The 12,140-nt window shown below is 68.0% G+C and carries 8 protein-coding genes; 1 reads left to right on the plus strand and 7 read right to left on the minus strand.

Annotated elements, in window-relative coordinates; all coding sequences use genetic code 11:
* From ACIPEK_RS22205 to ACIPEK_RS22235, 7 genes are all read right to left on the minus strand, one after another.
* Window positions 1-1,521: condensation domain-containing protein (locus tag ACIPEK_RS22205; protein WP_401998669.1), on the minus strand; the 1,521-nt coding region annotated here is incomplete at its 3' end.
* Between the two features lie 503 nt (window positions 1,522-2,024).
* Entirely contained in the window at window positions 2,025-4,211 is a 2,187-nt protein-coding gene (locus ACIPEK_RS22210) for a BTAD domain-containing putative transcriptional regulator (RefSeq protein WP_401998672.1), read from the minus strand.
* A 705-nt stretch (window positions 4,212-4,916) separates the two neighbouring features.
* Window positions 4,917-6,350: an ATP-binding protein gene (locus ACIPEK_RS22215; protein WP_401998675.1), complete on the minus strand. Its 1,434-nt coding sequence runs from the start codon at window positions 6,348-6,350 to the stop codon at window positions 4,917-4,919.
* Window positions 6,347-8,005: an FAD-dependent oxidoreductase gene (locus ACIPEK_RS22220; RefSeq protein ID WP_401998678.1), complete on the minus strand. Its 1,659-nt coding sequence runs from the start codon at window positions 8,003-8,005 to the stop codon at window positions 6,347-6,349. Before ACIPEK_RS22220 ends, ACIPEK_RS22215 begins: the two co-directional genes overlap by 4 nt.
* Before the next feature lie 104 nt (window positions 8,006-8,109).
* The gene (locus ACIPEK_RS22225; protein WP_401998681.1) at window positions 8,110-8,973 is read right to left on the minus strand and encodes an NAD(P)-dependent oxidoreductase; all 864 of its coding nucleotides are present in this window, start codon (window positions 8,971-8,973) and stop codon (window positions 8,110-8,112) included.
* A 91-nt stretch (window positions 8,974-9,064) separates the two neighbouring features.
* The gene (locus ACIPEK_RS22230; protein ID WP_401998684.1) at window positions 9,065-10,111 is read right to left on the minus strand and encodes a cytochrome D1 domain-containing protein; all 1,047 of its coding nucleotides are present in this window, start codon (window positions 10,109-10,111) and stop codon (window positions 9,065-9,067) included.
* A gap of 85 nt (window positions 10,112-10,196) precedes the next feature.
* Entirely contained in the window at window positions 10,197-11,336 is a 1,140-nt protein-coding gene (locus ACIPEK_RS22235; protein ID WP_401998687.1) for a Dyp-type peroxidase, read from the minus strand.
* Window positions 11,337-11,820: 484 nt separating this feature from the next.
* Here ACIPEK_RS22235 and ACIPEK_RS22240 point away from each other — a divergent pair, with 484 nt between their 5' ends.
* Window positions 11,821-11,967 (plus strand): multicopper oxidase domain-containing protein, encoded by a 147-nt coding sequence (locus tag ACIPEK_RS22240; RefSeq protein ID WP_401998690.1) that lies wholly within the window; start codon window positions 11,821-11,823, stop codon window positions 11,965-11,967.
* Window positions 11,968-12,140 lie beyond the last annotated feature (173 nt).

Here is a 12,140-nt window from a genome sequence, read left to right on the forward strand (position 1 = left end):
CACGGCGTCGGGGGTCTCCAGCGCGCGGCGTATGACCAGTTCGTGGATCGCGCCGACCGGGAGTTCTCCGCCGTCACCCGCCCACGACTCCACCAACTGCCGCTCGGCAGGAGCCATGAGCGGCAGTCGGCTCACCGGAAGGTCGGGAGTGGCGAGGATCTGACCGAGCAGGATCTGCCAGTGGTCCACCAGGGTGCGGATGGTGTCGGCGTCGAACAGGTCCGTCGCGTACTCGACCTGGAGACGGAGCCCGTCCGGCTGCCGGTACACCGACCAGGTGAGGTCGAACTTCGCGGTCCCCGTGGCCACCATGGAACGCTCGACGCTCAGCCCCTCACCGAAGGGCTCCAGCGGCTCCTCCTCATGGAAGGCGAAAAGCGTCTGCACGATCGGGTTGTGACTCAGCGACCGTTCGGGGTGCAGCTGTTTCACGGCGAGATCGAACGGGGCCCTGCTCCGGGAGAGTGCGCTCAGCAGCGACGCGCGGGAGCGCGCCACGAGCTCCCGGAAGCCGGGGTCGTCCCCCAGGTCCACCCGGAGGACGAGCGTGTCGACGAAGAAGCCGACCAGATCGTTGAGCTTGGCGTTGTCCCGGCCCGCCACCGGCGAACCGACGACGACATCGCTGCTCCCCGAGTGGCGCGCGGCGAGCACCTGGAAGGCAGCGAGCATCACCGTGTACAGACTGACGTTCTCCTCGGCGGCGAACGCCTCCAGTGCCGCCGAGGACACTCCGTTGAGCGGGAAGTCCGTCGTCTCGCCCCGATAGCTCATCTCAGCCGGACGGGGGCGGTCCGTGCCGAGGTCCAGCACGGCCGGAGCATCGGCCAGCGCGTCCGTCCAGGCCGCCAGGGCCTTCTCCGTACGAGCACCGCGCAGCGTCTCGCGCTGCCACAATGCGTAGTCGGCGTACTGGACCGGCAGTGGACCGGCCGACCCGCCACCGGCACGGTACGCCTCGTTCAGCCGGCGCTGGAACACATCGAGCGACCAGCCGTCGCAGGCGATGTGGTGGAAGGTCAGCTGCAACCAGTGCTCGTCCTCGGACAGCCGGTACAGCGACGCACGCAGCATCGGATCCCGGGCCAGGTCGAACGGCCTGCGGGCATCCGTCTCGACGGCCTCCCGTGCGCTGCGGACGCGGTCGGCGGGTGCGAGTCCTGTGAGGTCGACGAGCGGGCAGTCCGTCTCACGGGTGTCCAGCAACTGCTGGCGCGGCTCTCCGTTCCCGTCCGCCTCGAAGACGGTGTACAGGGCGTCATGACCGGCCGCGGTCGTAGTGACGGCGGCCGTCAGCCGGGCGGCGTCCAAGGGGCCGGTGAAGCGAAGAACGACCGGAATGTTGTAGACGGCGTTGTCCCCGAGCCAGCGGTCGAGGAACCAGAGCCGCTGCTGGCCGAAAGAGAGCGGTCCGCGCTCATCCGGCCTGGCGCAGAGCCGGCCGGCCGAAGACGGTCTCGTTCCGCCTCCCGTACGTGCGTCTTCCACCGCGTTCTCGTCGGTCGTGGGGATGCCGTCCATGATGACGCCCTTCTCACCGGTCCACTAAAGGTCCAATAAAAACGAAACGCGGCCGCGGTTTTTGAAGAGCACACAGAGCAGTGCGTACGTGCATCGCCGAAGAGAACCTGTGAACGCTGCGAAGAACTGCGGGGTTATTTGCATGGGACATGGCGGAGCGCTGTCACATTAGAGAGACGCATCAGGGCCGGTCAACCCTTGTGAGCGACGCCTGACCTGCATCTTTTAACGATCGGGAGGGTTTTGGATCACATCGTTAGCGTAAATTTAGGGAAGTGATAGAGCTAAATAAGCACACCTTCGCCTTGTATATGAACGGCAGATTGAATCGCGTCCCGGCGCGGCCTTCTCCCCGGAGCCCGTCGAGGCTCGCGGGGGGATTGTGCGTGACCCCCGGAGAGGATGTCATCAAGACAGCTGTGACGGGATGCGCGCCGCTAACGGGCGGGTAAGAGGGAATCGGTGCCCACGGCCGAACCGCCGTGCTGCCACCCGAGGGGGAATCACTTCCGGGCCAGCACCGTCGAACTGCTCGCCAGGCGACAGGAAATGGTCCATAGGCCGATTTCGGCTGCCTGCCGGCCCGCCGCCTCCACCTGGGCGCGCTCCTGCTGGTACCAGGCGAACGGGTCCGCCAGCAGACGGTCGATCAGGCTCCGCGGCATCGCATGGCAGCGGATGGGCTCATCCGGTACGGGCGGGTCCCCGTACCCGCTGCGGCGCTGCGCTTCTCCGGTGAGATACGCCAAGGTGTCGAGAACGCGCCGCAGCGCCGCCCGCTGCTCCTCCGGCGGCTCCTCCGCCGCCAGGCGCTCCAGGGCGAAGGCCCGTACGAACGCGGGGAAGCGGTACCGGACGGCTCTGGAGAGCTGGTCCACCACCGCGTCGAGCAGATAGGACTCGGTGAGCTCGTCCAGCAGGTCCTGGGCGCGGTGCGGTTCGCATTCGAGCAGGGGGGCGCCGACCCAGGGGGCGAAATCGGGTATCTCCAACTGAGCGAGGCGGCGCAGGGCCCGCCGGGCCTCCGGACTGAGCGCCTCGTAAGCCGGGGTCATGCACGTACGCACCGCCTGCTCCACGTGGCGCAGCTCGTCCGGGCGGCGGGCCATGTCGGCGCATCCGTCCACCGCCTCGGCCTGGGCGACGGCGTCCGCCACGGCCCGGTGCGGCCGGGCGGCCAGGCGTGCGGCGGCCGCGCGCAGCACGAGCGGCAGATCGTCGCAGGCACGGCAGAGCTTCTCGACGGCCAGCGGTTCGGCGGCGACCCGCCGCCGTCCGATGATCTTCATCAGCATTTCCACGGAGCTTTCCCGCCGGAACCGGGAGAGCTCGATGCGGGTGTCCGCGGGCAGCCCGGTGAAGCGCCGCCACGAGGTGATCAGCACCTGCGATCCGGACGACCCGGGGAGCAGCGGGGCGACCTGGCACTCGGATGCCGCGCCATCCAGCACGACAAGGACCCGGCGCTCCGCCAGCAGGTCACGGTACATCTCGGCGCGCTCTTCGACGCCGGCCGGGACGGCTTCGTCGGTCACCCCGAGCGCGCGCAGGAAGCGCCGGAGCACCTCTGCGGCGCTCGTCGGGTGGCCCGGGGCGCCGGACAGTTTCGCGAAGAGCTGCCCGTCGGGGTAGTCCGGAGCGAGCCGATGGGCGACATGTACGGCCAAGGTCGTCTTGCCGGAGCCACCCCGTCCGGTGATCACGGTGACGGGGACGACAGTTCGGGGGGCGTCAGCGGCACGGGTGGGGGCGGCCAGAATGCGCTGGATCGCTCGCGCGCGGCCGGTGAAGTCGGCGATGTCGGCGGGCAGCAGCCGCGGAATCTTGTGCGCCGGAATGGCCGGAACCGCAGGAAGGGCCGCGACCGCCGGGCCGCTGCCGGGGCCGTTCGGCTGGGCGGCGGGCGCCGTCACCTTGATGAAGGGCTGGATCCGGGGCGGCGTGCCCCACTCCTCTTCCCCTGCCAGGATCATGCGGTGCAGTCGCTGCAGTTCCGCGCCGGGCTCGATGCCGAGCCTCTCGACGAGGGCCGCCCGCGCCTGGCGGTAGGCGTCCAGGGCCTCGGCCTGCCGTCCCGCGCGGTGGAGCGCGGTCATCAGGAGCACCCGCAGGCGTTCCCGGAGTGGGTGGGCGGCGACCAGAGCGCCGAGTTCACTCACGGCGCGGTGGTGATTGCCGAGCCGTAGTTCGAGTTCAAGACACTGTTCCTGTACGGCGAGGCGCCGCTCGTCGAGCTGGACGGCGTTCGCCCGTACCGGCTTGCTGCTGATATCGGTCAGGGCGTGACCCTGCCACAGCCCTAACGCGGCCCGTAACTCCTTTACCGCCTGCTGGGGTTGATGGGCGGCAGCGGCTCTTCCGCCTGCGGCTACCCGTTCCTCGAAGGCGTGGAGGTCGAGTTGCCCCTCGGTCATCCGTAAGAGATAACCGGGCGAGCGGGTCACGATGGGGCTGGGGTGGGGCCCCGCGGGGAGCATGCGCCGCAGCGCGCAGATGCCGATCTGTACCTGGGTGCGGCTCGTCGCCGGCGGCTTCCGCTCCCATATGGCCTCCACCAGGCGGTCATTGGAGACGACACGTCCCGATTCGAGGAGCAGCATCGCCAGAACCGTGCGCTGGCGCTGCCCGCTGACGTCTATGTGCCTGCCGTCGTCCAGGACTTCGAGCGGCCCCAGAATCCTGAACTGCATGGGGCCCCCTTCGCGGCGATGACGGCTCATAGAGGGTGATGGCGAACGGCCTGACGCACAGGCCCGCCGACCTCCACCGTACCTGGCGTGTTCGAATAATGGTGCAGGGTGTACGAAAAGCGGATACAGGATGTGCATTCGAATGATTGCATGATCGAAAGGGGCCAGTCAACGACTCACTGCCCTGGCCGCGTCCGTCAACTTCTTTTCTCTTCAGACGCGTTATGAGGTACCGCTATCCGTAAGTTCCGGAAAAAGAACGTCTGAAATTCCATGTTTGAAGCGCGAGCACCCCGGCTTTCTCCACGTGTGATTCGCCGGGGATGCTCTCGTCGGCGACAGGCGATATGTCCGATGCCTGCCGAGTCCGCGACTCCGGGAAGCCGCCCCCGTGCGTCGTTCGGAAACCTGCCTCGGCACCTTGATATGCGGCTGGTGGGCCGGCGGTGGCCTCGGCACCTGCTCAGTCGCCGCTGCTGTGGTCGAGCACCATTCGGCGGAACCGATGCAGTGAATCGCGGCGGACCGCGTGCGGGGGAGTCGGGGCGTGCGGGCGACGGCGGGCCATGTCGGCCATCGTCGTAGTGGATGGTCGGTGGCGTCAGCCTCCGCCGTCCTCCGTGCCACGGCCGCCACGACATCGCGTCGTGGACAACGCAGGGCCGAGCCCAGAGCTGCCCCCACTGTTGGATGCCACGACAGTCCTCAGGGGTCCTCGGGCTGCGGGGCGATCGGCAGACACACCTGGAAGCGGGTGTCGCCGGGCTGCGAAGAGACCCGGATGTCCCCATGGTGCTTGTTGACGACGATGCGGTAGGAGATGTCCAGTCCCAGCCCGGTGCCCTCACCGACCGGCTTGGTTGTGAAGAACGGCTCGAAGATCCGCGGTCTGATCTCAGCCGGAATGCCCGTGCCCGTGTCGGCCACCTCCACGAGCAGCCGTGCGTCCTCCCGCCACGTCCGAATCGTCAGCGTGCCCCCGTCAGGCATGGCATCGACGGCGTTGACGATCAGATTGGTCCATACCTGGTTGAGCTCGGCTCCGAAAGCCGGAATCGGCGGCAGGCCATGGGCGTACTCCTTGACCACCTGGACACCGGTGGGGATCTTCGCCTGCAGCATGGTCAGCGTGGCGTCGAGCAATGTGTGCACATCCACGGTCTGCTGCGGTGCCCGGTCCAGCTGCGCGTACTGCTTGGCGGCGCCGACCAACCCGGAGATGCGGGTCACGGCATCTTCGATCTCGCCCATCAGAAGTTCCGCATCGATGGTGTACGCCAGCCAGCGCACCGTGGGGCCGAGGTTGTCCTCACCGATGGTGTCGGCTGCCGAGGTCAGCCACGGCACGCCGATGTCCGCGGCGACCAGTGTCGGTGCCAGTTCCCATGCTTCCGTCACCCCGCGCTCATCGAGCCAGTCGCCGACGGCATCCTCGGCATCGGCAGCAGCCAGCGCGGGCAGACCGGAAGTCGTTGCGGCCTGTTGCACCGCATCATCCTGCAGCTCTACGAGACGGTGCAGGTCGGTGCCGTCCAGCCGACCGTCAGCGATCAAGGCGAGTTTGTGGCGCATGCCGGTCACTCGCTCCCGCAGAGCCGCAGTGGCCCGCACAGCGGCTGCCGCAGGATTGTTCAGCTCGTGGGTCAGGCCTGCCGACAGCGAGGCCAGGGCCAGCAGCCGTTCCCGCTCACTCACGATCGCGTTGGCCGCCCGCGTACCGAAGAAGAGTCCCTCCAGCAGGTGCAGTGCCATCGGGAACCACGTGCGTACCGCGTGGGCGAAATCAGCGGCGGGCAGCACGAAGAACTCGGCATCGGTGACAGCCCGCAGTGTGTGGGGATACCGCTGCTCGACACGGTCCCCGAGGTACGCACGGGTTGCCCCGCTGTACACACCGCGTTGATCGGTGCGGTTGACTTCCACATCGTCGCCGTGCAGCACACGGCTGAGCGCGATGGCACCGCTGAGCAGGACGAAGAAGCACGTGGCCGGTTCGCCCTCCCCGTACACCACACTTCCGGCAGGCCGCTGCTCAGCACGGCCGCGCGCCGCCAGCCAATTGAGCTGCTCGTCGCTGAGCTTCTCGAACAGGAACAGCGTCCGCAACTGCTCCGGTGACAGATGTACTGACGTGGTCACTGTGCCTCCAGATAGCGATGCACCAAGGAGACGGCCATGGCTCCCTCGCCGACGGCCGACGCGACTCGTTTGACCGAGGAGGAACGCACATCTCCGGCGGCGAAGACACCAGGCACGCTCGACTCCAGGTGGTACGGATCTCTCGGCAGCCGCCAGCCCGCCGGACGCTGCCCTCCGGCCACCAGGTCCGGGCCGGTCAGCACGAATCCGCGTTCATCACGGGAGACCACTCCCTCCAGCCACTGGGTATGCGGCTCGGCCCCGATGAAGATGAACAGCCAGGACGCAGCAACGGTGCGCACGACGCCGGACCGGCCCTCGCGAAGGGTCAGCCGCTGCAGGTGTCCCTCGCCCTCACCGCCGAGGACTTCGGTCCACGCGTGGATCTCGATGTTGTCGACGCCGTTGATCTGGTCGATGAGATAGCTGGACATCGAACGGGTCAGATCACCGTGACGGATGAGTACGTGGACGCGCCGCGCGTAGCGCGAGAAATAGACCGCTGCCTGACCCGCGGAGTTGGCTCCGCCGACGATGTACACATCCTCCCCGGAGCAGCTGGGGGCCTCGGTGACGGCGGACCCGTAGAAGACGCCCGCACCCGTGAATTCCTGCAGCCCGGTGGCGGCCAGCCGCCGGTAGGCCACCCCGGTGGCCAGGACCACGGTGTGGGCGGCGATGGAGCCCTCCGGCCCCAGGTGCAGCACCCGGCCCGATCCAGCTGCCTCCAGCGCGACGGCCCGTTGCGCACTCAGAATCTCCGCCCCGAACTTCAGCGCCTGACGGCGAGCACGTTCGGTCAGCTGGGAACCGGAGACGCCGTCGGGAAAGCCCAGGTAGTTCTCGATACGGCTGCTCTGTCCGGCCTGTCCGCCGGTCGCCTGCTGTTCCACCAGGACCGTACGCAGACCCTCCGAAGCCCCATAGACGGCAGCTCCCAGACCGGCCGGCCCGCCACCGACCACCACCAGGTCGTAGAAATCCGAGGCCGGAACTGTGCTGAGGCCTACCTTCGCAGCGAGTTCCCGCTCGGTGGGGGAGACCAGGGGCTCGCCGTCCGGGGTGATGACCAGCGGTACGTCGGCCGCCGACATTCCTGCGGCGGCCAGCAGACGTTGCCCTTCCGGCTCGTCGGACAGCAGCCACCGGTAGGGCACGAGGTTGCGGGTGAGGAAGTCACGGACAGCGAAGGACGGCGCGGACCAGCGGTGCCCGACCACGCGGGTCTCCGTGATCCCCGGATCGGGCGTGGCCTGCCACAGGTCCAGCAGTGTGTCGATCACCGGGTAAAGGTGCTGTTCCGGCGGGCTCCAGGGTTTGACGAGATAGTGGTCGAGGTCCACGACGTTGATGGCATCGATCGCCGCTTCCGTGTCGGCGTAGGCGGTCAGCAGTACGCGACGGGCGAGCGGGAAGAGATCCATGGCCGCCTCGAGGAACTCGATGCCGTTCATGTGCGGCATGCGGTAGTCGGCCAGCATGAGCGCGAGCTGATCGCCACGCAGCTTGATCTCGCGCAGTGCGTCCAGGGCATCGCGGCCGGAGAGGGCGCGCACGATGCGGTAGCGGTCGCCGTACCGGCGCCGGATGTCGCGGGCGACCGCACGGGAGACCGCCGGGTCGTCGTCGACAGTCAGAATTGTCGGGTTCGCCATGGTTCCATCATTCCCGCAAAGATGCGGAAACGACGGGTGAAGATCCGATGGGGGCTCCGGCAGCACGGAGAGCAGCGGGACCGGACCGACGGCCCGCATCCGGACTACGACGGCGGCTTCCTCGAGTAGTCGACTGCGGCGAGGTCGTCGCTGTCGTGGCCGGCTGCGACGGTCGCTTCCAGGCGGTCTCGGACGGCCTGGAGCAGAGGGCTGGGGGCGGCGGCTGCCGCGGCCAGTTCGATGTCCTTCAGGGCGAGTCGCACCGCGAATCCGGGCGCGTACGAGGCGTCGTCCATGACACCAACCTTCTGCAACTCGTACGGCATGGCGAGCGGGCCCGCCTCAAGCACCTGGACGAACGTCGTGTGGTCGACGCCGAGTGCGTCGCACAGCGCGAGTACGTCGCTCATGGCGACTGTCGAGGCAGCCATCCAGGCGTTGACCACGAGCTTGACGGCGCTGCCCTCGACCCCAGTCCCGACGTGGAGCACGGACGAGCCGAGATCGTCGAGCAGGGGACGCGCCCGCGCGAGGACGCCATCGGAGCCGGCTACCAACCAGACAAGCTTGCCCTGCCGAGCCGGAGCGGTGCTTCCCGAGACCGGTGCGTCGAGGTAAGCAACACCGTGATCACGAGCCAGACCGGCCAGCGCGGCGGCGTGCCGCGGCCCTACCGTGCTCGCCTGCACCCAGACGGCATCGTTGTCGAGCCGACCGATGGCATCCGACATGACCTCCGCGACCGCATCGCCGTCACGGAGCACAGTGATGACGACGGACGCGCCGGAGACCGCGTCGCCCACCGCCCTGACTGCCGTGACCCCGGCAGCGTGCTCCGCGACCGCACGGGCCTTGTCCTCCGTACGGTTCCAGAGCCGTACCTCGTGGCCGGTGTCTCCGAGACGCATCGCCATCGCGGCGCCGAGTGCGCCTGCTCCGAGAACAGCGACGATGGAAGCGTGAGACATGGAAGACCCCTTTTCCGTTTCCCCTTGTCCATGTTCCGCCGACAACCCGAGTCTTTCCCGGCAAGGAAACCTCCGGTGGTGCGTCGCGGGCTCAGCTCACCGCCACGCCGTAGGGGCTGGCGCCGACGGTGACAGTCGCGACGACCTTGTGTGAATTCGGGTCGATGACCTTGAGGGTGCCCGCTCCCTGGTTCGTGACGTAGATCGCCTCGTCGGTGACCTTCAGGTTGAACGGGTCGGTGCCGGGAGGGCCGAGGGCGATGGTCGCCGAGACACGGTGGCTGCCGGTGTCGATCACGGATACGTTGCCCGGGCCGAGATCGGCGGAGTAGGCGAAGTGGCCGTCGGGCCCGATGGCCACGTCAAAGGGGCCCTCGCCCACGGACACGGTGGTCACCTTGCCGGTACGGGTTCCGATGGCATGGACGTGCGCTGCCACCTCGTCGGCGACGTAGGCCGACTTGCCGTCCGGGGTGATGGCGACGCCCACCGGGGAGCGCCCTGCGGGGAGGGTCCGGTCGACGCGCCGCGTGCGGGTGTCGATGACCGACAGGCTGCCGGACCCGGAATTCGCCACGTAGGCCGAACCACCGTCAGGACTGAACGCCACGTTCACCGGAGACTTGCCGACCGGGATGGTCGCAGCCACCCGGTTGGTTCGGGTATCGATCAGCGAGACGGTGTTCGAACCGCCGTTGGTGACGCAGAGGGAGCTGCCATCGGGGCTGAGGCCGACACCGGTGGGGCTCTTTCCGACCGGCACGGCCGCGACGATTTTGTTGTTCCGGGTGTCGAGGACCGAGACCCGGGCCGAGCCGCTGTTGGCGATGTACACGTGCTTGCCGTCCTTGGCGACCGCGACGCCTTCGGGCGCCACGCCGGCCGGCACGGTTGTGACGACCTTGTAGGTACGGGCATCGATCACCGAGAGCGTGTCGTCCTGCTGGTTCGTGACATACACGCGGCCACTGGCACCGGCGTGGGCTGTCGCGGCCGGCACGGCGGAGTCCTTGCGGACCGAGGCGGCGGGCGTGCAGGAGATCAACAGGATCCCGATGCCCACCGCGAGTGCCGGCCGGAGCGTCCTGCCGGGGCGCCGGCGGCCGCCGCCGGCTCGGGTCCGCAGGGCAGAGAACATCTCGCCTCCTGTGCGCATTGCGATGGTTCGGTCCGGGGCCGGGCGGGTCGGCGTCTCGCCGACGCCGGCCGGGGGCAGGGAAGGATCAGGTCAGGAGCCCGCGGGCGTAGTAGTCCTTCTCGTCCCGAACTCCGGGAAGCGCGAAGAAGTAACCCCCGCCCCGGGGGCTGATGTACGGCACCAGTGTTTCGTCTTCCAGCCGGGTCTGCATGGCGATGTAGGTGTTCAGCTCTTGCTGGAAGCAGACGAACGCATGCCCCATGTCGAGTTCCGGTGGGTTGGGGCTCCGGTCGTAGTCGTAACTGCGACGCAGGATGGTGCTGGTCGCCGCGGTCTGCGGAGTCTGGGGATTGGCGAGGCGGATGTGAGAATTCAGCGGGGTGATCAGACCCTGCGGGTCGTTGGTGTAGATGGGGTCGAGGAGATCCGTGACGTTCTCATCCACGGCGTACATGGGGGCGCCACTGGCCTTGCGGCGGCCGAAGATCCGCTCTTGTTGAGCAATGGGCACCTTCTGCCATGCCTCGATGAAGAAATGCACGATACGCACCACGTGGTACGTGCCGCCCGCGGCCCAGTCCGGTTCGGCGCCCTTCGGCTGGACCCAGACCACCTGATTCATCTGGGCGTCGTCGGTCACGGTCGGGTTGGAGATGCCGTCCTTGAAGCCGAACCAGTCACGCCGGACACCGACGGGACGCTCCGGATTACGCTGGCCGTCAATACGCCAGCGCAGCTTCATCGCGGACTTGGTGTGGGTCAGGATGTCGAGCAGCGCGTGCACCGTCGTGTCGCGGTGATCAGCGCAGATCTGGATCAGCAGGTCACCCTGGCTCAGCGCGGGGTCCAGGTCGTCGTGACGGAAGGGCGTCATGGTAACGAGCTGGACCGGCTTGCGCGTGTCCAATCCGTAGCGGTCGTCGAAGAGAGACGCGCCCACTCCGACTGTGAGGGTGAGACCATCCGCCACGAACGTGGGTCCCATGATGCCGTTGTCCGACGGCGTTGCGGTCGGGGGCACCTGCGGTGGCCTGCCGCCCGCCGTGAGGAAGCGGGCCCGCGCGGTCAGCGTGCGGAACAGGCCGGTGAGCTCCGCGCGGTTGGAAGCGGTCACGTCGAACGAGACGAAAATCGCGTCCTGTTGGGGCGCAGTGGCGATGCCTGCCTGGTGATGGCCGTGAAAGGGAATCGTACGGGATCTCGGTTGCGCCTTGATTTCGGCCATCGTGTCGGCGAACGCCTCACCGCTGCCCAGGGCTGCTACGCCCGCTGCTCCGGCCAGGCCCGCGGCGGCGCCGTGAAGGAACGACCGCCGGGCAAACGCGCTCGCCGGGCACCCTTCGCCGCTCCACCCGTTCTCCAGGGACGCGGATGTCTCGTCAGTCATGGTTTCCCTCAGGCAAGGAGCGAGGTGGCAAGCCGTACGGCGTTGCCGCCATCGGATCCGTCAACTGGCCCCAGCTCAAATGGCGCGCGACCACATGCGGCAGCCCAACCGCCGTCTGGATTGCCGCCAGTTACATAACTTTTCCGCAAAACGTAATATATTGGACGCTCAGGCTCGCGCCACTTGGAGAGAGGCGCTTGGTCGGCCTCTCTCACGACCGAGGTCGCGCTGGGGTCGCGGCCCGTCGAGGGCGCGGCGGCGAGAACAACCCTGTGGTGCGGATGGATCGTGCGCATGCACTCGGTCTGCCCGGCATACGCGGTTGATCAGGCCCGCGAACTCCGCATCCTCCGGAAAGCTCGTCGTCCGGACCCACTTCAGGAACTACACCGGCAGGACCGTGCTTCACTGCCACATCCTCAACCATGAGGACGCGGGCATGATGGCGGTGCTGGAGATCGTCAAATGACGTGCCGATGCCCGCAGCGCCGGGGCGAAGCGGTCACCACCGGCGCCGACGACGGAGGGAACGAGATCTCCGCGACGATGGCCCGCCACAACGTCAGGCGCGTGCCCGTCGTCCACGGGCTCGCCCGGTCCCGCATCCCGGGTCCCTCGCGCCGTCCCTATCACCCTGAGCGC

Origin of the sequence: Streptomyces sp. NPDC088246 (assembly GCF_044741025.1) — a bacterium.
Taxonomy (GTDB): Bacteria; Actinomycetota; Actinomycetes; order Streptomycetales; family Streptomycetaceae; genus Streptomyces.